The following is a 24,517-nucleotide window of genomic DNA, read 5'->3' as shown; positions in this document are numbered from 1 at the left end:
TTCTTCTCTATTCAGTCTGACCAGACGCCGCCGGGGTAAGCATTTGCTCCCATCCCAGCAGCTGGTCGGTCAGTAATAATTCACGGTTTACGGCAACAACGTTAAGCAGACGATCGCGGCAGACCATCCACTGGCGCACGCTTTCATGCAGTGCGCTGGTCGGCAGTTGCAGGGCCATATCGGCAATCAGCGCTTGCCGATCGACGTTGGCAATATACTGGCCGCCACCCTGCTGCCATTTCAATGCATCGACCAGTAAGGCACACAGCCAGCCGGTGCGCTGCGCGGCATCATCGGTGTTCAGCGCGGGCAGCAAGCTTAGCATATCCTCGCGCAATGCCGTCGGTAGCGCGTTACACAGCGACTGGCGGGCCGCCCAGCGCTTTTCCTCTAACAGACTGAGTGCAGCCGCCGGCGCACCGCCACTGAGACGTAAAGCGGTTATGCCATCCTGTTCTGTGGTGGAGACCTGCTTCAGCAGCCAGTTAAGGCTTTGCGCCTCATCCGGTGGAGAAAGGTGAAAGTTAAGGCAGCGACTGCGCAGCGTCGCCAGCAGTTGCGCAGGCTGCTGGCTGCAGAGCAGGAACCAGGTGTTTTTTGGCGGCTCTTCCAGCGTTTTCAGCAGCGCATTCGCCGCCGCTTCGGTCAGCTGAGCCGCATCCGGGATCCACACCACCTTCGCGCCACCCTGCTGAGCATGGTGGTAAAGCTTTTCGGTGATGCTACGCACCGCATCGATGCCAATCGAACTCTTGCCCTTTTCCGCTTCCAGGCTGTACCAGTCCGGATGGGTGTGCGCCTGCATCAGCTGGCAGGCATGGCATTCACCGCAGCTTTTCAACCCGTCACGGCGCTGGCACATCAGCCAGCGGCTGATGCCCCACACCAGCGAGGCATCGCCCATCCCCGGCAGCGCCTGCAGCAGCAATGCGTGATGACCACGCCCGGCCTGGTGCTGGCTGAGGATCTGACGATAGGGCTGATTCAGCCACGGATACCAGATCATCGCTGTTCCTTCAGCCATGCGACCAGCACCTGACGGATCGAGGCGCTGACCTGCTCAATGGACTGCGTGGCATCGACCGTTTGGATCCTGCTGTCGCTGGCGGCCAGCTCCAGGTAACGTTGACGGGTGCGGATAAAGAAGTTCAGCGACTCCTGCTCGATGCGATCCAGTTCACCACGGGCTCTGGCGCGCTGCAGGCCAATTTCTGGCGTCACGTCGAGATAGATGGTCATATCTGGCGCAAACTCGCCGAGCACGCTGTGTTTCAGCTGGCTCATCAGGGCAATGTCCATGCCGCGTCCGCCGCCCTGATACGCCTGGGAAGAGAGATCGTGACGATCGCCCACGACCCAGGCACCGCTGGCCAGCGCAGGTTTGATTACGTTTTCAACCAGCTGAACGCGCGCGGCATACAGCATCAGCAGTTCAGCCTGATCCGTCACCCGCTCACCGTCAATGCCCTGCTTGATCAGGTCACGGAGCTTTTCCGCCAGCGGCGTGCCGCCCGGCTCGCGCGTGAACACGATGTCACTGATACCCTGCTCACGCAGCGTGGCGACCACCACATCCCGGGCAGTGGTTTTACCCGCCCCTTCCAGCCCTTCGATGACGATAAATTTACTGTCCATTTTTTTCCTTCACCGCAAGACGCCACGCCTGAACCGCACGATTATGGCTGGCCAGATTAGTGGTAAACGTGTGTCCACCTTTGCCGTCTGCGACAAAATAGAGGAAGTCCGTTTTCACCGGATGTGCAGCCGCTTCCAGCGAGGCTTTGCTCGGCATGGCAATCGGCCCTGGCGGCATACCGGCAATGACGTAGGTATTATAAGGGGTTGGCGTGTCCAGGTCTTTACGCGTCAGGGTGCCTTTGTAGCTGTCGCCCATGCCGTAAATCACCGTGGGATCGGTCTGCAAACGCATACCGACGCGCAGACGATTGATAAATACCGAGGCAACCTTACTGCGTTCGTCGCTTAAAGCCGTCTCTTTTTCGACGATCGATGCCATGGTCACCAAATCGTTTTTGTCTTTGTACGGCAGGCCGTCCATTTTGCCCTGCCACTGGTTATCCACCAGTTTCACCATCCGCTCGTTAGCCCGCTTCAGCAGCGCCACGTCGGTGGTATTGGCGGTATAGGCATAGGTGTCCGGGAAGAGCCAGCCTTCCACATCCTGTTCGGGTAATGACAGTGCAGCGGCAACGGTCGCCAGCTTATCGTCAGACAGCGTGTGCTTGATATAAGGCGCTGCACGCAGCTGTGCCAGCCACTCCTGCAAACGCTGCCCTTCAACCAAACGTAACGGGAACTGAGCTTCTTTCCCGCTGGCCAGCAGATCGAGCATCTGCCTGACGGTCATGCCCTGGGTGAAGCGATAGGTCCCGGCCTTAAACTTCGCCAGTTCCGGCTCCAGCTTCAACAGCCAGCCAAACCAGACCGTTTGCGGCACGATATGCTGGCGGTTAAGTTCGGCTTCCAGCACCACACGTCCAGAACCCGCCGGCAGCGTGAAGATCGTTTCTTTGTTGATGGTCAGCGCCGAGTCGGCAAACTGGCGGATCTGCCAGTAGCTGAAGGCGATGGCCGCCACGACGATGACGACAATCCCGGTGAAGAGTTTTCTTTTTACTGTCATGAAATATCCATGTTAATCGTCTTGAGGGTGTAACAGAGTAAACAGCTGCCGCGAGGAATAGTGCCAGTTCCCTATCTGCCGCACCGGCAGGATCGGCATCAGCGCATTGGTAATGATCGCTTCGTCCGCGTCGGCCAGTGTTTCAAGCGGCTGGCTGACTTCCTGCACGGCGGTCCCCAGCTCGCGCAGTCGCTGGATCACCCGCTGGCGTTGAATACCGTTCACCCCTGAATGGCGAAGATCGGGCGTAAACACCTGCTCTCCCTTACGCCAGAACAAATTTGCCGCACAGCATTCCACCAGGCTACCGTCAGTGTCAAGCACCAGCGCCTCGTCTGCGCCAGTCTGGTCAAGCTCTGTACGTATCAGCACCTGCTCAAGCCGGTTAAGGTGTTTGATACCGGCCAGCAGCGGGTTTCTGCCGAGGCGGATCGAGCTTAACGCCAACGTCACGCCGGTGCGGCGCAACGGATGATAATGCGCGGGGTAGTCAGAGAGGAAGATCATCCGTGAGGGCTGTTGGCATCCGGCGGCACTGTAGCCCCGACCGCCCACTCCGCGCGAAAGGATCACTTTCAGCACGCCATCAGTACGGGTCGCTGCCGCAAAACGCATTTCATCCTGCAGCGCTGACCAGTCGACGTTGGCGATCATCAGGCGCTCGCAGCCGAGTTTAAGGCGCTGCACATGGGCCTCGGGCATCACGATTTCACCCTGCAAAATGCGGGCGGTGGTGAAACAGCCGTCACCGAACTGCACGGCACGATCGCGCGCCTGCAGGCTGTCCTGCCGCTCGCCATTAATCCAGACCATTGCTCCCCCTGAGTGAACATCGCACAGCGGTAAAGATACCCTTTATGCCGCTGCAGATTCATCCGATTGTCTGTGCATAATTGTATAGAGAGATAAAAAGCCCGACCCGCTGCGCGCTTAGCAACAAAAAAGGCCCGCAGAGCGGGCCTTCTTCAAGGTAAGGCAACAATCAAATTTTACGGAAAATCAACGAACCGTTGGTTCCGCCAAATCCGAAGGAGTTACACAAGGTGTACTCCAGACCTTTTACCTGACGGGCTGTGTGCGGGACAAAATCCAGATCGCAACCAACATCCGGGTTATCCAGATTGATGGTTGGCGGGATAACCTGGTCGCGCAGGGCAAGAATAGAGAAAATCGACTCTACGGCGCCTGCAGCCCCTAAAAGGTGACCGGTCATGGATTTAGTGGAGCTCACCATCACGCTGCCTGCACTGGCACCGAAGACCGTTTTCACTGCCTGGGCTTCAGCTTTATCACCGGCTGGCGTGGAGGTGCCGTGCGCATTGATATAGCCAATCTGCTCGGGTGACAACTGCGCATCTCTCAGCGCATTTTTCATTGCCAGAGCGGCGCCTGCACCATCTTCCGGTGGTGAAGTCATATGGTAAGCATCGCTGCTCATGCCGAAACCAACCAGTTCCGCATAAATTTTCGCGCCACGCTTTTTCGCGTGTTCGTACTCTTCAAGCACCACCAGACCAGCACCATCGCCCAGCACGAAGCCATCGCGATCGCGATCCCATGGACGGCTTGCCGCCTCAGGATTGTCATTGCGGGTTGAAAGCGCACGTGCGGCGCCAAAGCCACCCATACCCAAAGGCGTACTGCCCTTCTCGGCACCACCTGCCAGCATCACGTCGGCATCATTGTAAGCAATGATACGTGCAGCCTGGCCAATGTTATGCACACCGGAAGTACAGGCCGTGGAAATAGCGATGCTTGGACCTTTCATGCCGAACATAATAGTCAGGTGACCCGCTATCATGTTTACAATCGTGGAGGGAACGAAGAAAGGACTGATTTTACGCGGGCCGCCGTGGATCAGCGAATCGTGGTTTTCTTCAATCAGACCGAGACCACCGATACCGGAGCCAATAGCGGCACCAATACGATCGGCGTTCTCATCAGTAATGACCAGACCGGAATCCTGCATGGCTTGAATGCCAGCGACAACGCCGTACTGAATGAAGGCATCCATCTTGCGCTGATCTTTGCGCGAGATAAATTCTTCACAGTTAAAATCTTTTACTAAGCCAGCAAAACGCGTTGCGTAGGCACTAGTATCAAAATGGTCGATCAGGCTGATGCCACTCTGACCGGCAACAAGAGCATTCCAGGTGGACTCTACGGTATTGCCGACAGGAGACAACATGCCAAGACCGGTCACAACTACACGACGCTTAGACACGTTCGTCCTCCAGGGAGGGAAAAAATGACAATGGAACAGTATGGGGTGTACAGAAAAAACTCAGGCGGTCGAATGACCGCCTGGAGATGCTCACTTATGCCTGGTGATTATTGATGTAATCAATAGCAGCCTGAACAGTAGTGATTTTCTCAGCTTCTTCGTCCGGAATCTCGGTATCAAACTCTTCTTCCAGAGCCATTACCAGCTCAACGGTATCAAGAGAATCAGCGCCCAGATCTTCTACAAAAGAGGCAGTGTTAACGACTTCTTCCTGCTTAACGCCAAGCTGCTCGCCAATGATTTTCTTAACGCGTTCTTCGATAGTGCTCATACTATTAAATTTCCTATCAAAACTCGCTTTCGCGATGGTTTTCGTAGTGTATAAAATGGTGAAAAAGATGCAACTAAATCCCGGCTGGTCAAACCACGAATTTACGCTATTTTGCGGGTATAACCGCAAATAACGCAAATATATTTCGTGATTATCAGACCATATACATTCCGCCGTTGACGTGCAGCGTCTCACCAGTGATGTACGCAGCCTCGTCGGAGGCTAAAAATGCTACGGCATTCGCGATTTCCTGCGCGCCGCCGAGGCGACCCGCTGGCACTTCCGCTAGAATGCCCGCACGCTGATCTTCAGTCAGCGCGCGCGTCATGTCGGTTTCAATGAAACCTGGCGCCACGACGTTAACGGTAATACCACGTGACGCGATTTCACGCGCCAGTGACTTGCTGAAGCCGATCAAACCCGCTTTTGCTGCTGCGTAGTTTGCCTGGCCCGCATTACCCATCGTTCCGACTACAGAACCAATGGTAATGATTCGGCCTACGCGTTTCTTCATCATAGCGCGCATTACCGCTTTTGACAGGCGGAATACGGAAGTCAGGTTTGTGTCCAGGATATCCTGCCACTCATCATCCTTCATACGCATCAGTAGATTATCACGCGTAATGCCAGCATTATTGACTAAAATGTCCACTTCGCCAAATTCAGCACGAATATTTTCTAACACCGCATCAATTGACGCACTGTCAGTCACATTCAGCAGCAGGCCTTTGCCATTGGTGCCCAGATAAGCACTGATGGCGTCCGCGCCACTTTGGCTGGTCGCTGTACCGACAACTTTCGCGCCGCGTGCTACCAGCGTTTCAGCGATAGCACGGCCTATGCCGCGACTTGCACCGGTAACCAGTGCGATTTTTCCTTCAAAGCTCATGTTCATCCTCGTCTACTGTTAAAGCGCCGCTGACAGGCTGGCCGGATCGTTTACCGGAGCCGCAGTCAGGGTGTCAACAATACGCTTCGTCAGGCCTGTCAGCACCTTACCAGGGCCAACTTCCAGCAGTGACGTCACGCCTTCCTGCGCCATAAACTCCACACACTCAGTCCAACGGACCGGGTTGTACAGCTGACGAACCAGCGCGCTACGAATGGCCTCTGCTGAGGTTTCGCACTGCACATCAACGTTGTTAACCACCGGGAATGTCGGGGCGTTGAAGGTCAGTTTTTCCAGCGCAACAGCCAGTTTATCGGCTGCGGGTTTCATCAGTGCACAGTGAGAAGGTACGCTCACAGGCAACGGCAGAGCACGTTTGGCACCGGCAGCCTTACAGGCTGCGCCAGCGCGTTCTACCGCTTCTTTATTTCCTGCAATAACAACCTGACCAGGCGAATTGAAGTTAACCGGGGAGACAACCTGTCCCTGAGCCGACTCTTCACACGCTTTCGCGATTGACGCATCATCCAGACCGATAATGGCCTGCATGGCGCCCGTGCCTTCTGGCACCGCTTCCTGCATCAGTTTGCCACGCAATTCAACCAGTTTGATCGCTTCATCGAAGGCGATCACACCTGCACAAACCAGCGCACTATACTCGCCCAGGCTGTGTCCCGCCAGCATTGCAGGCATCTTACCGCCTTTTTCCTGCCAAACGCGGAAAATAGCAACAGATGCGGTCAGCAAAGCCGGTTGGGTCTGCCAGGTTTTGTTCAGTTCTTCTACAGGTCCCTGCTGCACCAGTGCCCACAGGTCGTAACCCAGCGCAGCCGAGGCTTCGGCGAAGGTTTTCTCAACCAGCGGATTCTCTGCAGCCAGCTCAGCCAGCATGCCTACCGTCTGGGAGCCCTGTCCCGGAAAAACCATAGCAAATTGCGTCATTGTGAAATCCTTAATCAAAAACGAACCAGCGCCGAGCCCCAGGTGAATCCACCGCCGAAGGCTTCCAGCAGAATAAGCTGACCACGTTGAATGCGACCATCACGCACGGCTTCATCCAGTGCGGTAGGCACGGAAGCGGCGGAGGTATTGCCGTGACGATCGAGCGTAACCACGACTTTCTCCATGCCCATACCCAGCTTGCGGGCGGTGGCACTGATAATACGCAGGTTGGCCTGATGCGGAACCAGCCAGTCAATGGCTTCACGATCGAGGTTATTGGCTTGCAGCGTCTCTTCAACGATATGTGCAAGCTCGGTAACAGCCACTTTAAACACTTCGTTACCGGCCATGGTCACGTAGGAAGGCTGCTGCTGGTTCTGACGATCCTGATTAGACAGGGTCAGCAACTGGCCGTAACGGCCATCAGCGTGGAGATGGGTCGAGATGATGCCTTGTTCTTCGCTGGCGCCTAACACCACCGCGCCTGCGCCATCACCAAACAGGATGATGGTGCCACGATCTTCAGGATCGAGCATGCGTGCCAACACGTCAGCACCAATCACCAGCGCATTTTTTACCGCGCCGTTCTTGATGTACTGGTCAGCCACGCTCAGGGCATAGGTGAAGCCTGCACAGGCAGCCGCAAGGTCAAAAGACGCGGCATCTTCAATCTCCAGCAGTTGCTGGATCATGCAGGCTGAGCTTGGGAAGGCGTGGCTGGAGGAGGTCGTCGCCACCACAATCAGTCCGATATCATTTTTATCAATGCCGGCCATTTCCAGCGCGCGTTCTGCGGCGTGGAAACCCATTGAGGCAACGGTTTCATCCGGCCCGGCAATGCGACGTTCACGGATACCGGTGCGGGTGACAATCCACTCGTCCGATGTATCCACCATTTTTTCCAGATCGGCGTTAGTCCGCACCTGTTCAGGCAAATAGCTGCCTGTACCGATAATCTTCGTATACATGTACGTCATTCACTCTTAGGTAATACAGCTTGAAGGCGGGCAGCAATCCGCTCTGGGACTTGCCGCGCCACCGCCTGCTCTGCCTGTTCGATCGCCGCAGCGAATGCGCGTTGATTGGCCGCACCGTGACTCTTAATCACCGTGCCGCGCAATCCTAACAGACAGGCGCCATTGTACTGGTCGGGGTTGAGGTGGCCGAAGCGCTTTTCCAGACGTTTTTTTATCAAACGTGCCAGCAGCGTCATCCACCAGGCCCTTTTTTTACCTTCGCCCTGTGATTTCAACAGCGAAAGAAACATTCTTACCACGCCTTCCATGGTTTTCAGGGTGACGTTGCCCACAAAACCATCGCAGACCATCACGTCCGTTTTCCCGGTAAGAAGATCGTTGCCTTCGAGGTATCCAATATAGTTAATTTCTGGCGATGCACGCAGGATAACTGCGGCATCGCGAATACTACTTAACCCTTTGGTCTCTTCCTGACCAATATTCAGCAACGCCACCCGGGGAGAGTGTATCGACAGAACTTCTTCCGCCATCACCGCGCCCATCACTGCAAATTGTACCAGCATCGCGCTGTCGGACTCGACGTTTGCGCCCAGGTCCAACACCACGGTTTTACCCTTGAGCTGATTCGGTAATACCGTCATCAGCGCCGGGCGCTCAATACCGTCCAGCGGCTTGAGCATCATTTTTGCCAGGCCCATCAGCGCACCGGTATTTCCGGCGCTGATACAGGCCTGCGCCCGCCCTTCTTTCACCAACTCAAGCGCCACACGCATGGACGTGCCACGGCTGTGGCGAATGGCCTGTGAGGGTTTGGCATCACTGGCAATAACCGACTCAGCAGGGATCACCTGCAGACGTGCCAATAAGGCAGAATCAGCTTTTGCGAGAAATGACGAGATGTTGTCGGGATCGCCGACCAGAAGAAGATGCAGCTGTGTGTTAGAGGCCAGTGCCTGCATTGCAGCAGGCACTGTCACGCAGGGACCGAAGTCCCCGCCCATGGCATCTATCGCCAGGGTCAGACGTGGCAAAGTATCGCCTTGCGTATCCGCAAGAACTACTTAACGATGACCTTGCGACCGCGGTAGTAACCATCCGCAGTGATGTGGTGACGCAGATGCGTTTCGCCAGAAACTTTATCTACGGAAAGAGATGCTGTGGTCAGGGCATCGTGTGAACGACGCATGCCACGCTTGGAACGGGTTGGTTTATTCTGTTGTACGGCCATGGACCTTACTCCTATTACTTACGCTTTAAACTGGCTAATACGGCAAATGGGTTTGGTTTTTCTGCCTCTGCAGGCAGCTTGCCAAAGACCATGTCCGCCTCGGACACTTCACAGTGTTCAGAATCATGCACCGGAACGACAGGCAGGGCGAGGATAATTTCATCTTCAACCACCGCCAGCAGATCGATTTCACCAAACTCGTTGACCTCGACCGGCTCGTACGCTTCCGGCAGTGCCTCAGCCTGCTCGTCAGTAACGATCGGGCTGAAACAATACGTCACGTGGACCTGATGCGGAAATGTCTTGTTGCAGCGTTGACAACACAGGGTTACGGAGACCGCCGCAGTACCGTTAAATACTGCTAACCGCTGATTGTCGATGGCGAACGACATCGAGCACTCTACATCACTGTCCACACTCACTACCGATTCGGTAATACGCTCCACCTGTTCAGGGGTGTAAACACCCTGATAATCAAGGCGCTTTTGAGCGGTACGAACCGGATCGAGAGTCAGGGGTAATTTTACTTTTTGCATAGGGCGCGCATATTAACTTTCAAACGAGATAGAGTCAAAGAAAAAGGCCGGTTTACAGCATCTTTCACCCAATATTCGCATCCAATGCGGCGCACAGTTTAAAATGCCTTGAACTGATTCGCTATCTATTCTGGAAAAAAATATGACACGACTGGTGCTTGCTTCAACCTCCCCTTTCAGAAAGTCCCTGCTGGAAAAGTTGGGGGTCCCGTTTATCACTGCCGCACCCGAGGTGGACGAAAGCGCGCAACTTGATGAATCCGCTACCGATCTTGTGATGCGACTCGCCGCTTCCAAGGCGCAGGCGCTGGCGGAAACCTACCCGGATCATCTGATTATCGGCTCCGATCAGGTCTGCGTGATTGACGGAAGAATAACCGGCAAGCCGCATACTGCTGACAATGCGCATCAGCAATTACGCCAGGCCAGCGGCCACAGCGTGATTTTTTATACCGGTCTGGCGGTGTACGACAGTGGTTCTCAGCAGTTACAGGTGATTTGCGAGCCGTTTAACGTCGATTTTCGTCCCTTGACCGAAGAGGAGATCGTGAGTTATGTGGCGAAAGAGCAGCCACTGAACTGCGCGGGGAGTTTTAAAAGCGAAGGGTTGGGGATCACGCTGTTCGACCGCCTTTCAGGCCGCGATCCCAATACCCTGGTCGGGCTGCCACTGATTGCGCTTTGCGAGATGCTACGTGCGGCCGGGATCGATCCGCTAAGGAATTGAAAAAGCGTCAGTGTTGCCCGTTTAATCGGGCAACACAGTGCAAAAGCGACGCTAAGTACTTTTGCACTGTCTATCCGCCACCTAATCCACGGCTACTTCGCCGGTGCGGTTTTGCGCAGGACTTCCAGGCAGTGCTTCAGCTCATTGTCGAGCGGCGCTTCGACACGCATCACTTCACCGGTATTCGGATGGGTGAACTTCAACGCAGCCGCATGCAGGAACAGCCTTTTCAGACCCGTACCCGCAAGCTGCGCATCAAAATCGCGCTCGCCATAGCGATCGTCAAAAGCAATCGGATGGCCCGCGTGCAGCGTATGAACGCGGATCTGGTGGGTTCGCCCGGTGATCGGGCTGGCTTTAACCAGCGTGGCATGCGCGTAGCGCTCTTCAACTTTGAAACGCGTTTCAGACGGCTTGCCTTCGCTATTCACGCGCACAATACGCTCACCACTTTGCAGAATATTCTTCAACAGCGGTGCCTGTACGGCTTTGATATGCGATGGCCACGAACCCCGAACCAGCGCCAGATAATCCTTTTGCATCCCCTTCTCTCTCAACTGCTCATGCAGCGAGCGCAGTGCTGAACGCTTTTTCGCGACCAGCAGGATGCCCGAGGTATCACGGTCAAGGCGATGTACCAGTTCAAGGAAACGGGCTTCGGGTCTGAGGGCGCGTAATCCTTCGATTACCCCGAAGCTCAGGCCGCTGCCACCGTGCACGGCGGTGCCGGACGGTTTGTTCATCACCAGGATGTAATCATCTTCATAGACGATGGCGTGGGCTAAGGCCGCCACTTTATCCAGCTTCGGCGAAATCGCCTCTTCCTCACGTTCTGCCACGCGAACCGGCGGAATGCGGATCTCATCGCCGGCAACAAGCTTATATTCTGGCTTGATGCGACCTTTATTCACGCGCACTTCGCCCTTACGCAAAATGCGATAAATCATGCTTTTCGGCACGCCTTTGAGCTGCGTGCGTAAAAAGTTATCGATGCGCTGTCCTGCCTCATCGGCAGAAATCGTCACCATTCGTACTGCGGGAGTATTGGTTTTCATGGTCGGCGATTCTAAATAGAGCGCCAGGATAGCGCCACCTCTTTTTCTGTGCTTAACTGACGGTGACCCTTGTGGCTGATGATTTATGACCAGTTTTTGGGCAATTTGTGGAATTGAGATGCAAATCGCCATAAAAGCCGGAATAAACTTCACAGAGCCACTAAAGTCACCTTGCTATCACAAGGTTAGCAATGGAATAATGCTACTGTTTTTCCTCGCTAAACCTTGTGAAACAAGAAAAAAGCGTAATAAGAAAGTTTGCCGGATAGCCCATACACGCAGCAATGGCGTAAGACGTATTGTGCAATCAGGCATTTAGCGGGCTGCGGGTTGCAGCCTGGACGACAAGACGGGATTGGTTCACTCTGGTTACTCACTGGCGGTTCCCCCCTTTTTAAAAGCGCTGTTTTTCCATATGAAAAACAGGCTGCCGAGATTTTGCGCCCCTTAGCAGACCACAACCGTGAGGTTGACGTTTTTGCGATGAGACTCGGGGCCATCGGTTACTCGCGTCCAGCGTTACTATTGCCCGTAGCTTTGTCACTAATGTAAGAATAATGAGTAAGTTACGATGAAAAGAATGTTGATAAACGCAACTCAGCAGGAGGAGTTGCGTGTCGCCCTGGTGGATGGACAGCGCCTGTACGACCTGGATATTGAAAGCCCAGGACACGAACAGAAAAAAGCCAACATCTATAAAGGCAAGATCACCCGCATTGAACCAAGTCTTGAAGCAGCATTTGTCGATTACGGTGCTGAAAGACACGGTTTTCTCCCTCTGAAAGAAATCTCCCGCGAATACTTCCCAAGTAATTACAATTCCCATGGTCGCCCTAATATCAAGGACGTACTGCGTGAAGGTCAGGAAGTTATTGTTCAGATCGATAAAGAAGAACGTGGAAATAAAGGCGCCGCCTTAACCACCTTTATCAGTCTGGCCGGCAGCTATCTGGTGCTGATGCCGAATAACCCACGTGCTGGCGGTATTTCCCGTCGCATCGAAGGTGATGACCGTACTGAACTGAAAGAGGCGCTCTCTGCACTTGAGCTGCCAGAAGGGATGGGTCTGATCGTTCGTACCGCAGGCGTTGGCAAATCTGCCGAAGCGCTGCAGTGGGACTTAAGCTTCCGGATGAAGCACTGGGACGCGATTAAAAAAGCCGCTGACAGCCGCCCTGCTCCGTTCCTGATCCATCAGGAAAGCAACGTTATTGTCCGCGCCTTCCGCGATTATCTGCGTCAGGATATCGGTGAAATCCTTATCGATAACCCGAAAGTTCTGGAGCTTGCTCGTCAGCATATCGCTGCCCTGGGCCGCCCGGACTTCAGCAGCAAAATTAAGCTCTACACCGGTGAAATTCCGTTGTTCAGCCACTATCAAATCGAATCGCAAATCGAATCTGCCTTCCAGCGTGAAGTGCGCCTGCCTTCTGGCGGCTCGATTGTCATCGACACCACTGAAGCGCTGACCGCCATTGATATCAACTCCGCTCGCGCAACGCGCGGTGGCGATATCGAAGAAACGGCCTTCAACACCAACCTGGAAGCGGCAGACGAAATTGCCCGTCAGCTGCGCCTGCGTGACCTTGGCGGCCTGATCGTTATCGATTACATCGATATGACCCCGGTTCGTCACCAGCGTGCGGTTGAAAACCGTCTGCGTGAAGCCGTTCGTCAGGACCGCGCCCGCATTCAGATCAGCCACATTTCGCGTTTCGGCCTGCTGGAGATGTCCCGTCAGCGCCTCAGCCCATCACTGGGTGAGTCAAGCCATCACGTCTGCCCACGCTGTAGCGGCACCGGCACCATCCGTGATAACGAATCGCTGTCACTCTCTATTCTGCGTCTGATTGAAGAAGAAGCGCTGAAAGAGAACACCAAAGAAGTTCACGCAATCGTTCCAGTGCAGATTGCCTCTTACCTGCTGAACGAAAAACGCGAAGCGGTAAGCGCGATTGAAAAACGCCAGGGCGGCGTGCGGGCCATCATCGTGCCAAACGATCAGATGCAAACCCCACACTACTCCGTTCTGCGTGTGCGCACCGGTGAAGAGACACAAACCCTCAGCTACCACTTGCCGAAGCTGCATGAAGCCGAAATGGCGCTGCCTTCTGAAGAAGAGCACGCCGAGCGCAAACGTCCTGAGCAACCGGCTCTGGCCGCGTTTGTGATGCCTGATGCGCCACCAGCACCACAGGAAGCGGTTGTTGCTGAAGCGCCACCGGTGGCAGCAGTAGCAGCAGAGCCAGCCCCTGCGGCGGCGGCTAAAGCCCCTGCCGAAGCGGGAACCGGCCTGATGAGTCGCTTCTTCCGCGGCCTGAAGAAAATGTTTGCCGGTGAAGAGAAGCCAGTAGAACAACAGCCTCAGCCAGCCGTTGTGGTGGAAGAGAAAGCTCCTGAAGCGGCAGCGCCACGGGGTGAACGTCGTAATAACCGCCGTCAGAATAACCGTCGTGACCGCAATAACAGCGGCGAACGCGGTGAGCGCTATGGCGACCGTAACGAACGCAATGCCGATCGTAATGGTTCTGAGCGTAACGAACGCACCGAGCGTAATGGCAATGACCGCAACGAGCGTAATGACCGTAACGGTTCTGACCGTAACGAGCGTAACGCCGATCGCAATACTGACCGCAATGCGGATCGCAACGAGCGGACTTCTGACCGTCCGGAACGTAATGAGCGTAACGATCGCAGCGAGCGCACCCCGCGTAACGACCGTAACTCTAACCGCAATGAGCGCATGACTCGCGACCGCGATCCTGCTGCTGAAAGCCGTGAAGAGAACCGTCGTAACAAGCGTAATGCGCCGGCCGTTGAGTCTCCGGAAGATCTGCTGATGCAGGCTGTCGCCGAAGATGCACAACAGCAACAGCCGCGTCGTGAGCGTCAGCCACGTCGTCGTCAGGACGAAAAACGCGCGCCAGTGCAGGAAGAGAAAGTCGCTGAAATCGCTGAGATTCCTGAAACCGTTGTTGATGCTTCCGTTGATGTTGACGGTGATGAGCACGTTCAGGTTATGCCGCGCCGTAAGCCGCGTCAGTTGGATCAGAAAGTGCGTATCGAAACGGCTGAGCAAACTGCGGCTCGCTCTTTTGCGCCGACAGAAGACGAGGTTGCACCGGTACTGGAGCAGACTGCTGACTTCCCTGCGGCAGAACACGCCAGTGACGCGGAAGAAGGCGAAGATCGTGACAGCAACAGCATGCCACGTCGTTCACGTCGCTCTCCTCGTCATCTGCGCGTCAGCGGTCAACGTCGCCGTCGCTACCGTGATGAGCGCTACCCGAACCAGTCGCCAATGCCACTGACCTTCGCGGCTGCGTCGCCAGAAATGGCTTCCGGTAAAGTGTGGATCACCTATCCTGTTGCTCAGGCAACGGATGAGCATGAACACGAGCAGTCTGTGGTGCCAGAGTACGGTCATCAGGATACGGCTGATGCGATTGCCGTGGCTGCAACAGCAGACGCTGCACAGCCTGAAGTGATTGCTGAAGCTCAGCCGGTGCATTTCTCTGAGCCACAGCCGGAAAATACCCCGGCAGTGACGCTGGTGAACACTGACGAAACGACTGCTATCGAAACAGCCGTTAATGAAGAGCCGTCTGTGGTGTCTGCCGCTGACGAAGTTATCGCTGATGCTGTGACTCAACAGGCTGTGCCAGCTGAAGAGGCTCCGGCAGTTCAGGCTGTCGACGCGGTAGAAGAGATTGTGGTTGAAGCGAAGCAGGCTGAAGAGCAGCGTGTGGCAGAAGAAGCCAGCCATCAGGCTGAAGAAGCCGCCTCTGACGTCAGCCCGGCGCTGGAACAGCAGGTAGAAGAAGTGTTGGCAGCACCGGAAGCCGTGGCCGATGTCACTGCAACCGAGCCGCATGCACCTGTTCCTGCCCGTGACGAGCCGGTTGAAGCCCCAGTTGCTCTGACTCCTGTTGCTGCACCGGTTGAAGCACCGGTTGCTCAGGCTCCTGTTGCTACGCCGGTTGAAGCACCGGTTGCTCAGGCTCCTGTTGCTGCACCAGTAGAAGCACCAGCGGCTCAGGCACCTGTTGCTGCGCCGGTTGAAGCCCCAGTTGCTCAGACCCCTGTGGCTGCACCAGTAGAAGCACCAGTTGCTCAGGCACCTGTTGCTGCGCCGGTTGAAGCACCAGCGGCTCAGGCTCCTGTTGCTGCGCCAGTTGAAGCACCAGCGGCTCAGGCACCTGCTGCTGCAGCGGTTACCGCTCAGCCCGCTTACAAGCACCACGCAACGGCGCCAATGACTAAAGCGCCTGCACCTGAGTATCAGGCTGAACCTGCGCGTGCAAGTGACTGGGTACGCCCTGACTATCAGTTCGATGGTCAGGGTTCTGCAGGCGGGCATGCTGCAACCCATCAGGCAACGGCTCCGGCAACTCGCCCAGAGTAACTGTCGCCTGACTGAAAAAGCCCTGGTCTTATGACCGGGGCTTTTTTTTTACCTCAATATATTCAGGGCAAAAAAAACCCGCTATCAGAAGGTTAACGCTGATAGCGGGAGAAACTGAACGTACCCGGTTTAAGCACGCTCAAAATTGGTGAAGCTTTAATTACATTTTGAACAGTGACATGCTGGACATGTCGGTAAAGACTTTATAAGAGGCCTGCAATGCCGTCTGCTGCATGGTGTAAGACGAGATAGCACTGGTGTAGTCAACATCGACCAGATTGCTCATCTGCGTAGCCTGATTCACCTTGGTGTCATCGCCTTTCGAGTCCAGGTTGTCCAGCTCGGTCAACTGCGTACCCAGTACGGAACGCACAGCAAGCACGTTGTTCAGCGAGTTCTTCAAGCCACGGTTGGTCTTATCCAGTGCCGCAGAAGCGGCATCTGACGTCGCCTGGTCCGCGCTTTCCAGCGGGGTGTTCAGCGCTTTAATCGCGGTATTCAGCGTGGTAAAAATATTGCTCTCACTGGCGCTGCCGTCCGGCTCAGCCGTTGGGTTGCTGGTCAGTGACGTAAAGACCTGGCTACCGGTATGGTTGGTGACCATGGTGCGGTTAGAGTCGACTTTCTGGCTGATTGGCGTATCGCCACCGACATAGGTCACATCCCCGTTAGCATCCTGAGTGAACGGGGCTTTATCGGTCTGATAGCCGGCAAACATGTAACGGCCGTTGCCGTCAGTAGTGTTCGCCAGGTTCAGCAACTGGTCACGGATCCCGGTCAACTGCTGCGCATAAGACGCGCGGTCATCATCAGACAGGGTGCCGTTTGCGGCTGCAACCACGATGGTTTGCGCCTGCTGAACAACGCTGGTCACCTGCTGCAGGTTGGTTTCTTCCTGCGAGATGTTGTTGGTGGCAAAACCCCTGGCCGTAGAATACTGGCTGGTTTGTGCCTGAGCCTGTGACAGCACCACCGCTTGCGCGGCAGCGACAGGATCATCAGACGGATTCACAACCCGCTTACCTGAAGAGAGTTGCTCGCCCACTTTCAACCAGCTGGCCTGAGAACTTGAGATCCCACGCATCTGTTGATCATAGATTTGGGCAGTACTGAGTCGCATCATGAACTCCTTATTCGGTCATCAGCTAACGGCGCTGATCAGCGCGTCAAAAATGGTGCTGGCGGTTTGAATGACCTGGGCATTGGCAGTGTAATATTGCTGATAACGCGTCAGGTTGCCGTATTCTTCATCCAGGTTTACGCCGGAGATTGACTGCTGCTGATTGGTCAGCTGCGTCACGACGTTGGTCTGGGTGGTGCTGGTGGTTTCCAGGTTACTGGTTTTGTTACCGATATCCGCGACCATACTGGCGTAGCTTTGCGTCAGCGTTTTTGATCCGGTAATGACGTTTTTGGTTTGCAGATCCAGCAACGACTGGGCGTTAGTGTTATCACTGACACCATCATCGGCACCGGCTGCGGCAACTTTAGACTCATCGGTAATATTGACGCCCATGTTTACCACGACATCAGCAACCGGTTTCACCAGGAAGCTGTCATTTTTGGCCGGCGAACCACTGACCGTCAGCTGCAAGCCATCGAAGCTCAGGGTGGAGTTGCCGTTAGTGTCGGTGCCCATGGTCGGCGTGATGCTGGCGTTATCTGAATTGCGGGTCACGCTCCAGTTGGTGCCGTCGTAGCTGACCTTGTAGTTTGAGGCCTGAACCTTGCTGGTATCGGTCCATTGCGCACTCACTGAGGCGGTGGTGGTGTTCTTGGTGTTGGAGATAACCGCCGGGCTGCCCAGATTAAAGAAGGCTTCACCGGCATCACCGTTGCTGTCATAACCGGCTTCATGCTGGGTGTTGAAGCTGGAGCCCAGCGCCATCGCCAGCTGACCTAACTGATTACGGGTATTATCCAGGTCGCTGCGGAAAGCCAGTAAGCCGCCGAGTGAACCGGTGGTTACCAGCTTTTCAGGAATTTCACTGGTTGCGCCAGTGGTTGGATTCACCGACGCAATGGTCAACCGGCTTGGATCGCTGCTGGATGGGACGGCTGCCAGCGTGTTGTAGCTGTCGCCGGTAACCAGCGAGATGCCGTTGCCGATGCTGATGTTATAGCTGCCGCCGTCCTGCTGGCTGACGGTAACGCCCACCAGGTTATTCAGGTTGCTGACCAGTTGATCGCGCTGATCCAGCAAATCGTTCGGTGGGTTGCCGTCGCCAGAGCCTTTCAGCTTGGCGATCTGCTGGTTGACGTTGGCGATCTGTTTGGCGTAGCCATTGACCTGATCGACCGTGGACGTCACGGAGGTATTCAGGCTGCTGTCGAGATTGCGCAGATAGGTATCGGACACCTGCAGCTGGTTTACCAGGCCGCTGGCCTTGCCCAATACCGCCTGACGCGCAGACGCATCATCAGCATTGCTGACCAGCGTCTGAATCGAGGAGAAGAAATCCTGGATGTTAGTCGACAGCGTATTGGTGGTGCTGGAGAACATATCGTCAATGTTCGACAGCTGATTATATTGCGTGGTCAGTGCGCTGGACTGCGTGCTGGCCGCGCGCAGCTGATTGGTGATGAACGCATCGTATTCACGGTTGACGCTGGCAACGGAAACACCGTTACCGTAGTAGTTTGTCCCGCTTAGCGTGCTGCCGGCCTGAGCAAGGACGGTCGTCTGACGTGAATAGCCCGCAACGCTGTAATTACTGATGTTGTTACTGGTGGTATTCAACGCTGCCGAAGCCGCGTTTATCCCGCTTAATGCGGTATTAATTAAGTTAGACATGTCGGTTCCTTGTTTACCCTGACACAGCACGGGCCGGCATTAAAAGTCGCCGGGGTGCTTTAACACAAATCCGGCCTGAAAAGGTTATCGGTAAAACCGGGACAAACTTGAGTAAAAATCAGAACAAATCACCAATATCCTGGCTGTAAGCCTTGACGACTTTTTCGCCCATATTTTTAAACTGCTGGATCATGCCGACCAGCTTTTGGGCATACTTCGGATCGGTGGCGTAACCCGCTTCCTGCAAGGCTTTAGCGCCCTGCTCCGGCGTGGCGGCAGTGGTTACGGCGCTGTATCGCGGGTTATTCGCGATCAGCTTGACGTAGTCATTTAACGCATCGAAATAGGAGTCATACACGCGGAATTTGGCCTTCACCTTTTTCGCTTCGCCATTCTCATATTCGGTGGTAGTAATTTCGGTGGTTTTTCCCTGCCAGTTCGCCGAGGCTTTAATACCAAACACGTTATAGCTTGGCTTGCCTTCAGCGGTGCGGATCTGACGCTGTCCCCAACCGGATTCCAGCGCCGCCTGGGCGAGGATCAGGTGATGAGGGATGCCACTTTCCGCACTGGCCATCTTAGCGGGCTGGGAAAGCTGGGAAATAAAGTCGCTGCTGTCACCGCTCATGGTGGCATCAGACGCCGGCAGGCGCGGAACGGCCTTGCGCACCAGCTGCTCCATCGCCAGCGGCGGCAGCGTGTTGATAAAGCCTTTATCCAGCAACATCGGCACGGTACCGGCTTTCTCATCCAGCGGCGCCGCCTGCTCCATCTGCTTGACCATCATGTCGGCGAGGCCCAGCCCTTTAGATGCAATCTGTTGCCCAATCTGCTGATCGTACATCGAGGTATAAAGACGCGTTTGCTCGGTGCTCAGCAGGCCATCCTGCGGCAGCGCCTGACGCATACTTTTCAGCATCATTTGTACGAACATCCCTTCGACCTGCTTGGCGACTTCCTTTGCATGTGCTTTAGGATCGCCGCTGGCCTGGCGCTTCAGGTTGTTCAGTGAGCGGCTGTCATACGCCGCTCCCATCAGAGATTGGGAATCGCTCATCAGATAATTTCCAGTTTTGCGTGCAGGCAACCGGCACTCTGCATGGATTGCAGGATAGACATCAGATCGATTGGCGTGGCACCCAGCGCATTCAGGGCACGCACTACGCTGTTGAGGTTGGCGCTGGCATTGACGCTTTGCAGCGCTCCGCCACTCTGGCGCAGATCGATCTGCGTCTGCGGCGTCACCACGGTCTGACCACCACCAAACGGCGTATTCGGCTGACTGACGTTCTGCGACTGGTTGACGGTGACCGACAGGTTACCCTGCGCAATGGCACAGCTGCTCAGCTGCACTTCGCGGTTCATCACCACCGAGCCGGTACGCGAGTTGATGATCACTTTAGCGTCCATGATCGGTACGGAAACATCGATGTTCTGAATATCGGCCAGCAGGCGCACCTGCGAGGTGCCGTTAGCGGAAACCTGCACCTGTACGGTACGACCGTCCAGCGCCTGCGCCGAGCCATAACCACTGCGGGCGTTAATGGCATCGGTGATCCGCTGCGCCATGCTGAAGTCTTCTTCATTCAGGAACAGGTTGATCACGCTGGAAGTGCCGAAGTTGTTCGGCAGCTCGCGTTCAATGGTCGCTCCACCGGTGATACGACCGCCGTTTACCTGGTTGACGGTGACGCTGCTGCCGCCCGCGGACGCACCTGCCCCGCCCACCAGAATATTACCCTGCGCCAGCGCATAAACCTGGTTGTCGACGCCCTTCAACGGGGTCATCAACAGGGTGCCGCCGCGCAGGCTTTTGGCGTTACCCATTGAGGAAACCACCACGTCGATGTTTTGTCCCTGGCGACCGAAAGCCGGCAGCTTGCCGGTGACCATCACCGCCGCCACGTTTTTCAACTGCATGTTGGTGCCAGCCGGCACGGTAATGCCTAACTGGGACAACATGTTGTTCAGACTCTGGGTGGTGAACGGGGTCTGGGTGGTCTGGTCACCCGAACCATCCAGCCCGACAACCAGGCCATAACCGATCAGCTGGTTTTCACGGACGCCGCCGACGGTGGTCAGATCGCGGATGCGATCGGCGTTGGCGAAAGCACTGAAGCCAGCCAGCAGCAGCAGCAGGGTGAAACGAAAAATCATATTACGCATGGTGGAACCTCTTAATACGGTGACAGGTTCAGGAAGAACCTTTGTAGCCAACCCATCGTCTGCGCTTCATTGATGTAGCCGTTACCGACGTATTCAATGCGGGCATCCGCAACCTGAGTCGACACCACGGCGTTGCTGCCGCTGATGGTGCGAGGGTTAACCACGCCCGAGAAGCGGATAAATTCCGTTCCCTGGTTAATTTCAATCTGCTTTTCACCGACCACTTTCAGGTTGCCGTTCGGCAGCACCTGATTGACGGTAACGGTGATGGTGCCGGTAAAGGTGTTGTTGGCCGTGGCGCCACCTTTGCCTGCAAAGTCATTTTTGCCGGAGGCATCGATATTGGTTTTATCACCGCCCAACAGGCCGGTCAGCGAACTTGGCACGGTCAGACCGAGCGTGGTGCTGCCGTCGCGTCCTGCACTTGCCGTGGAGCTTTTGCTCGCACTGACGTTCTCTTGCAGGGTAATGGTCAGCGTGTCGCCAATGTTACGTGGGCGACGGTCTTCAAACAGCGGTTGATAGCCGTAGTTCATCGGCATCAACCCCTGGAAAATAGAGCCGTTAACAACCGGCGGCGAAGCAGGCAGCGGCTGGGCCGTTGTCGAACCTTCGACCAGTGGCGTACGGGGTACAAGAGCACAACCGTTAAGTGTCAGCAGCAACGAGGCTACCAACAAACGTCCAGGCATTGGGATTTGCTTCGCCATGGAATCACTACCTTTAATAATGAGAGTTCTTTTATTCAGGGTCGGGCGAACCCGACCACATTGGCATTACAACTGCGTCAGTTTGGCCAGCATCTGATCGGACGTGCTGATTGCTTTACTGTTGATCTCGTAAGCGCGCTGAGTCTGGATCATGCTGACCAGCTCTTCGGCGACGTTAACGTTGGAGGTTTCCACATAGCCCTGATACAGCAGACCGGCGCCGTTGTTGCCTGGCGTACTGTCGGTCGGTGCACCGGAAGCCTGCGTTTCCTGATAAAGGTTCTCACCCTTACTTTCCAGGCCCGCATCGTTAATAAAGGTACTGAGGGTTAACTGTCCAACCTGCACCGGCTGCGTCTGCCCCTGCTGCGTTACGCTGACCACGCCGTCACGGCCGATAGTCATGCTTAAGGCATTCGCCGGAACGGTGATCGCCGGCTGAACCGGGAAGCCGCCGTTGGTCACCAGCTGGCCGTTCTGGTCAGTCTGGAAAGAGCCGTCACGGGTATAGGCCAGGGTGCCGTCTGGCATCTGCACCTGGAAATAACCCTGACCGCTGATCGCCACGTCTTTCGACGAGTCGGTTTTGTTCAGGTTACCCTGAGTATGCAAACGCTCGGTGGCGACCGGACGAACACCGGTACCCAGCTGCATACCTGACGGTAAGGTAGTCTGCTCAGACGACTGGGCGCCTGGCTGACGAATTGTCTGGTACATCAGGTCTTCGAACACGGCGCGCTGGCGTTTAAAGCCGTTGGTGCTTACGTTTGCCAGGTTGTTCGAGATGACGTCCATGTTGGTTTGCTGAGCGTCAAGACCGGTTTTGGCAATCCATAGGGAACGGATCATAGTGATTTCCTCTGCGCTTAGCTCATTGACAGCAGCTGGTTAGCGCGTTGTTCATTCTCATCGACGCTTGAGATCACTTTCATTTGCATCTCGAAGCGGCGTGCGTTGGCGATCATATCGACCATGGTTTCAACCGGTTTGACGTTGCTGCCTTCCAGCACACCGGGCATCACCTGAATGGTGGGATCGGTTTGCAGGACGGCACCACGCTGTGCCTGAGCGGTCGCGGTGAGACGGAATAAACCGTCATCGCCGCGCGTCACTTCTGAACCGACAGCCTTCACCAGTTTCAGACGGCCCAACTGGACGGTGGCATTCGGCGGATCGCCCGGGTTCAGCGCGGTAATAGAGCCGTCAGCAGCAATGGTCACTTCCGAACCCTGCGGCACGGCAATCGGTCCACCGTCGCCCATCACCAGGTTGCCCTGAATGGTCAGCTGACCGGCCGGGTTCAGTTCCATATTACCGTTGCGGGTATAGGCTTCCGTCCCATCCGGCGCGCGCACTGACAGCCAGCCGTCTTCACGGACAGCCACGTCCAGTGGACGCTCGGTGTAGTCGAGAGATCCCTGGGAGGTGTCTGCCCCAGGGGTAGAAGCCGTCACCAGCGTACGGGTTGGCAGCGACAGACCTTCCACCGGCACGGCGCGCAGCGCGTTCAGCTGCGCACGAAAGCCCGGTGTGGAGGCGTTGGCGAGATTGCTCGCCGTCACTGCCTGCTGCTCGAGGGTCTGACTGGCAGCCCCCATTGCGGTATATATCGCGTGATCCATAAGACGATCCTGTTAGCCGGATTAACGCAAGTTGACCAGGGTGTTGAGGATCTGGTCCTGAGTTTTGATGGTCTGGGCGTTAGACTGATAGTTACGCTGTGCCACGATCATGTTCACCAGCTCTTTACTCAGATCGACGTTGGAAGACTCCAGCGCGCCTGCGGTCAGGGTGCCGAGGTTACCGGTACCGGCAAGCCCCACCAGCGCCTGGCCAGAAGAGTTAGTGGCAGACCAGACGTTGTTACCTTCAGACTTCAGGCCTTCCGGGTTAGCGAAGTTAGCCAGAGCAATCTGACCCAGCGTCTGCGTCTGCTCATTCGAGTAGGTGCCGACGACGGTGCCGTCGTTGTTGATCTGGTAGCTGGTCAGGTCACCTGGCTTGTAGCCATCCTGCGTTGGGTTACCGAAGGTGCTGGTGCCGGTGTTCTGCTGCTGGCTGCCGGCCAGGTTCAGGTTGAAGGTGCCTGCTGCCGAACCATTCAGCGTCGCGGTGGCGAGCTGTACTGTGGCGGTCGGGCTGGTCATCTGGCCGCTCGAGTTGAAGGTCACATTGTAGCTACCATCGGTGTTGGCACCGGCTCCTGCTGCGCTCTGGCCCGTGGTGCCATCAACCGGATACATTTTCCAGCTGTTATCACCGGTTTTAACGTAGTACAGGTTGATGTTGTGTTCGTTACCCAGCGAGTCATAGGTGGTCATCGTCGCTTTGCTGTTATAGGTATCAACGTCAATACTGGACAGGTCGGTATTGGTGGTTGCCCAGTCTTTGGTTGGCGTGCTGTCAGTGGAGTTCAGGTTAGCAACCAGCGCCGCAGCGGAAGTGGCTTTTGCTGACATCGCGGTGGTTGGCACGTTCAGCGCCACCGGGTTAGCACCGGTCTGCACGGTTGGCGGCGTACCGGTTGCCGGGTAGCCAGTCAACTGCAGGCCGTCGGCGTTAACGATATTGCGGTTAGCGTCCAGGGTGAACTGGCCGTTACGGCTGTAGTACACCGCGCCGCTGGTATCGGTCATACGGAAGAAGCCAGACTGGCTGATCGCCACGTCGAGGCCACGGCTGGTAGAGGTAGTGGTACCGTCGTTAAAGTCCTGTGTTACCGCAGCCACTTTTACGCCCAGGCCCACTTTAGAGTCAGCAAACATGTCGGCAAAAGAAACGGTAGCGGATTTAAAGCCGACCGTTGCGGAGTTGGCGATGTTGTTGCCGATTACATCAAGGTTACTGGACGCGGCGTTTAAGCCACTGACTGCCTGTGAAAATGCCATG

The 24,517-nt window shown here is 55.7% G+C and carries 23 protein-coding genes; 2 read left to right on the top strand and 21 right to left on the bottom strand.

From position 1 onward, the window contains the following. Positions 1 to 7: 7 nt before the first annotated feature. From holB to yceD, 12 genes are all read right to left on the bottom strand, one after another. Positions 8 to 1,006: a DNA polymerase III subunit delta' gene (gene holB, locus EBC_RS10105; protein ID WP_013201685.1), complete on the bottom strand. Its 999-nt coding sequence runs from the start codon at positions 1,004 to 1,006 to the stop codon at positions 8 to 10. Beyond that, positions 1,003 to 1,635, bottom strand: a complete 633-nt coding sequence (tmk, locus tag EBC_RS10100) for a dTMP kinase (protein WP_013201684.1) — start codon at positions 1,633 to 1,635, stop codon at positions 1,003 to 1,005. The genes holB and tmk overlap by 4 nt, the downstream gene beginning before the upstream one ends. Then, on the bottom strand, positions 1,625 to 2,644 hold the full coding sequence (gene yceG, locus EBC_RS10095) for a cell division protein YceG (RefSeq protein ID WP_013201683.1): 1,020 nt from the start codon (positions 2,642 to 2,644) through the stop codon (positions 1,625 to 1,627). The genes tmk and yceG overlap by 11 nt, the downstream gene beginning before the upstream one ends. Before the next feature lie 12 nt (positions 2,645 to 2,656). Then, a complete protein-coding gene (pabC, locus tag EBC_RS10090; protein ID WP_013201682.1) occupies positions 2,657 to 3,457 on the bottom strand; it encodes an aminodeoxychorismate lyase in 801 nt (266 codons plus the stop codon). Positions 3,458 to 3,626: 169 nt separating this feature from the next. Continuing rightward, positions 3,627 to 4,868: a beta-ketoacyl-ACP synthase II gene (fabF, locus tag EBC_RS10085; RefSeq protein WP_013201681.1), complete on the bottom strand. Its 1,242-nt coding sequence runs from the start codon at positions 4,866 to 4,868 to the stop codon at positions 3,627 to 3,629. Positions 4,869 to 4,962: 94 nt separating this feature from the next. Beyond that, a complete protein-coding gene (gene acpP, locus EBC_RS10080; RefSeq protein WP_013201680.1) occupies positions 4,963 to 5,199 on the bottom strand; it encodes an acyl carrier protein in 237 nt (78 codons plus the stop codon). 154 nt (positions 5,200 to 5,353) lie between these two features. Then, positions 5,354 to 6,088, bottom strand: a complete 735-nt coding sequence (gene fabG / locus EBC_RS10075; protein WP_013201679.1) for a 3-oxoacyl-ACP reductase FabG — start codon at positions 6,086 to 6,088, stop codon at positions 5,354 to 5,356. Positions 6,089 to 6,106: 18 nt separating this feature from the next. Next, the gene (fabD, locus tag EBC_RS10070; protein ID WP_013201678.1) at positions 6,107 to 7,030 is read right to left on the bottom strand and encodes an ACP S-malonyltransferase; all 924 of its coding nucleotides are present in this window, start codon (positions 7,028 to 7,030) and stop codon (positions 6,107 to 6,109) included. A gap of 14 nt (positions 7,031 to 7,044) precedes the next feature. Next, positions 7,045 to 7,998 carry a beta-ketoacyl-ACP synthase III gene (locus EBC_RS10065; protein WP_013201677.1) on the bottom strand — a complete coding sequence of 318 codons (954 nt, stop codon included), beginning with the start codon at positions 7,996 to 7,998 and terminating at the stop codon, positions 7,045 to 7,047. Positions 7,999 to 8,003: 5 nt separating this feature from the next. After that, positions 8,004 to 9,038 carry a phosphate acyltransferase PlsX gene (gene plsX, locus EBC_RS10060; RefSeq protein WP_013201676.1) on the bottom strand — a complete coding sequence of 345 codons (1,035 nt, stop codon included), beginning with the start codon at positions 9,036 to 9,038 and terminating at the stop codon, positions 8,004 to 8,006. A gap of 26 nt (positions 9,039 to 9,064) precedes the next feature. Beyond that, complete coding sequence (gene rpmF / locus EBC_RS10055) at positions 9,065 to 9,235, bottom strand: 50S ribosomal protein L32 (RefSeq protein WP_013201675.1); 171 nt, start codon at positions 9,233 to 9,235, stop codon at positions 9,065 to 9,067. Positions 9,236 to 9,249: 14 nt separating this feature from the next. Then, positions 9,250 to 9,771, bottom strand: coding sequence for a 23S rRNA accumulation protein YceD (gene yceD / locus EBC_RS10050; RefSeq protein WP_013201674.1), 522 nt, complete (start codon positions 9,769 to 9,771; stop codon positions 9,250 to 9,252). 142 nt (positions 9,772 to 9,913) lie between these two features. Here yceD and EBC_RS10045 point away from each other — a divergent pair, with 142 nt between their 5' ends. After that, positions 9,914 to 10,498, top strand: coding sequence for a Maf family protein (locus tag EBC_RS10045; protein WP_013201673.1), 585 nt, complete (start codon positions 9,914 to 9,916; stop codon positions 10,496 to 10,498). Positions 10,499 to 10,590: 92 nt separating this feature from the next. Here EBC_RS10045 and rluC read toward each other — a convergent pair whose 3' ends face one another. Further along, positions 10,591 to 11,553: a 23S rRNA pseudouridine(955/2504/2580) synthase RluC gene (gene rluC, locus EBC_RS10040; protein WP_013201672.1), complete on the bottom strand. Its 963-nt coding sequence runs from the start codon at positions 11,551 to 11,553 to the stop codon at positions 10,591 to 10,593. A 571-nt stretch (positions 11,554 to 12,124) separates the two neighbouring features. Here rluC and rne point away from each other — a divergent pair. Beyond that, positions 12,125 to 15,958 (top strand): ribonuclease E, encoded by a 3,834-nt coding sequence (rne, locus tag EBC_RS10035; protein ID WP_013201671.1) that lies wholly within the window; start codon positions 12,125 to 12,127, stop codon positions 15,956 to 15,958. A 160-nt stretch (positions 15,959 to 16,118) separates the two neighbouring features. Here rne and flgL read toward each other — a convergent pair whose 3' ends face one another. The 8 genes from flgL to flgE form a co-directional block, all read right to left on the bottom strand. Further along, entirely contained in the window at positions 16,119 to 17,078 is a 960-nt protein-coding gene (gene flgL / locus EBC_RS10030) for a flagellar hook-associated protein FlgL (protein WP_013201670.1), read from the bottom strand. Between the two features lie 21 nt (positions 17,079 to 17,099). After that, positions 17,100 to 18,752, bottom strand: a complete 1,653-nt coding sequence (gene flgK / locus EBC_RS10025; RefSeq protein WP_013201669.1) for a flagellar hook-associated protein FlgK — start codon at positions 18,750 to 18,752, stop codon at positions 17,100 to 17,102. A gap of 118 nt (positions 18,753 to 18,870) precedes the next feature. Beyond that, entirely contained in the window at positions 18,871 to 19,809 is a 939-nt protein-coding gene (gene flgJ, locus EBC_RS10020; RefSeq protein ID WP_013201668.1) for a flagellar assembly peptidoglycan hydrolase FlgJ, read from the bottom strand. After that, on the bottom strand, positions 19,809 to 20,918 hold the full coding sequence (locus EBC_RS10015; RefSeq protein WP_013201667.1) for a flagellar basal body P-ring protein FlgI: 1,110 nt from the start codon (positions 20,916 to 20,918) through the stop codon (positions 19,809 to 19,811). The genes flgJ and EBC_RS10015 overlap by 1 nt, the downstream gene beginning before the upstream one ends. A gap of 11 nt (positions 20,919 to 20,929) precedes the next feature. Continuing rightward, on the bottom strand, positions 20,930 to 21,628 hold the full coding sequence (locus tag EBC_RS10010; RefSeq protein ID WP_013201666.1) for a flagellar basal body L-ring protein FlgH: 699 nt from the start codon (positions 21,626 to 21,628) through the stop codon (positions 20,930 to 20,932). 66 nt (positions 21,629 to 21,694) lie between these two features. Then, entirely contained in the window at positions 21,695 to 22,477 is a 783-nt protein-coding gene (gene flgG / locus EBC_RS10005) for a flagellar basal-body rod protein FlgG (RefSeq protein WP_013201665.1), read from the bottom strand. Positions 22,478 to 22,494: 17 nt separating this feature from the next. After that, entirely contained in the window at positions 22,495 to 23,250 is a 756-nt protein-coding gene (locus tag EBC_RS10000) for a flagellar basal body rod protein FlgF (RefSeq protein WP_013201664.1), read from the bottom strand. Positions 23,251 to 23,271: 21 nt separating this feature from the next. Continuing rightward, positions 23,272 to 24,516, bottom strand: coding sequence for a flagellar hook protein FlgE (flgE, locus tag EBC_RS09995; protein WP_013201663.1), 1,245 nt, complete (start codon positions 24,514 to 24,516; stop codon positions 23,272 to 23,274). Position 24,517: the final 1 nt, after the last annotated feature.

This window comes from Erwinia billingiae Eb661, assembly GCF_000196615.1.
GTDB lineage: Bacteria > Pseudomonadota > Gammaproteobacteria > Enterobacterales > Enterobacteriaceae > Erwinia > Erwinia billingiae.
The sequence above is the reverse complement of the archived record's forward strand: the minus strand, read 5'-3'. Positions and strand labels throughout refer to the sequence as shown.

Coding starts and splice junctions, on each gene's coding strand:
- flgL (WP_013201670.1), bottom strand. CDS start 17,078: ATGCGACTCAGTACTGCCCAAATCTATGATCAACAGATGCGTGGGATC.
- flgE (WP_013201663.1), bottom strand. CDS start 24,516: ATGGCATTTTCACAGGCAGTCAGTGGCTTAAACGCCGCGTCCAGTAAC.
- yceG (WP_013201683.1), bottom strand. CDS start 2,644: ATGACAGTAAAAAGAAAACTCTTCACCGGGATTGTCGTCATCGTCGTG.
- EBC_RS10065 (WP_013201677.1), bottom strand. CDS start 7,998: ATGTATACGAAGATTATCGGTACAGGCAGCTATTTGCCTGAACAGGTG.
- EBC_RS10000 (WP_013201664.1), bottom strand. CDS start 23,250: ATGGATCACGCGATATATACCGCAATGGGGGCTGCCAGTCAGACCCTC.
- rne (WP_013201671.1), top strand. CDS start 12,125: ATGAAAAGAATGTTGATAAACGCAACTCAGCAGGAGGAGTTGCGTGTC.
- rpmF (WP_013201675.1), bottom strand. CDS start 9,235: ATGGCCGTACAACAGAATAAACCAACCCGTTCCAAGCGTGGCATGCGT.
- holB (WP_013201685.1), bottom strand. CDS start 1,006: ATGATCTGGTATCCGTGGCTGAATCAGCCCTATCGTCAGATCCTCAGC.
- fabG (WP_013201679.1), bottom strand. CDS start 6,088: ATGAGCTTTGAAGGAAAAATCGCACTGGTTACCGGTGCAAGTCGCGGC.
- flgK (WP_013201669.1), bottom strand. CDS start 18,752: ATGTCTAACTTAATTAATACCGCATTAAGCGGGATAAACGCGGCTTCG.
- pabC (WP_013201682.1), bottom strand. CDS start 3,457: ATGGTCTGGATTAATGGCGAGCGGCAGGACAGCCTGCAGGCGCGCGAT.
- EBC_RS10010 (WP_013201666.1), bottom strand. CDS start 21,628: ATGGCGAAGCAAATCCCAATGCCTGGACGTTTGTTGGTAGCCTCGTTG.
- tmk (WP_013201684.1), bottom strand. CDS start 1,635: ATGGACAGTAAATTTATCGTCATCGAAGGGCTGGAAGGGGCGGGTAAA.
- fabD (WP_013201678.1), bottom strand. CDS start 7,030: ATGACGCAATTTGCTATGGTTTTTCCGGGACAGGGCTCCCAGACGGTA.
- yceD (WP_013201674.1), bottom strand. CDS start 9,771: ATGCAAAAAGTAAAATTACCCCTGACTCTCGATCCGGTTCGTACCGCT.
- EBC_RS10045 (WP_013201673.1), top strand. CDS start 9,914: ATGACACGACTGGTGCTTGCTTCAACCTCCCCTTTCAGAAAGTCCCTG.
- EBC_RS10015 (WP_013201667.1), bottom strand. CDS start 20,918: ATGCGTAATATGATTTTTCGTTTCACCCTGCTGCTGCTGCTGGCTGGC.
- flgJ (WP_013201668.1), bottom strand. CDS start 19,809: ATGAGCGATTCCCAATCTCTGATGGGAGCGGCGTATGACAGCCGCTCA.
- acpP (WP_013201680.1), bottom strand. CDS start 5,199: ATGAGCACTATCGAAGAACGCGTTAAGAAAATCATTGGCGAGCAGCTT.
- flgG (WP_013201665.1), bottom strand. CDS start 22,477: ATGATCCGTTCCCTATGGATTGCCAAAACCGGTCTTGACGCTCAGCAA.
- rluC (WP_013201672.1), bottom strand. CDS start 11,553: ATGAAAACCAATACTCCCGCAGTACGAATGGTGACGATTTCTGCCGAT.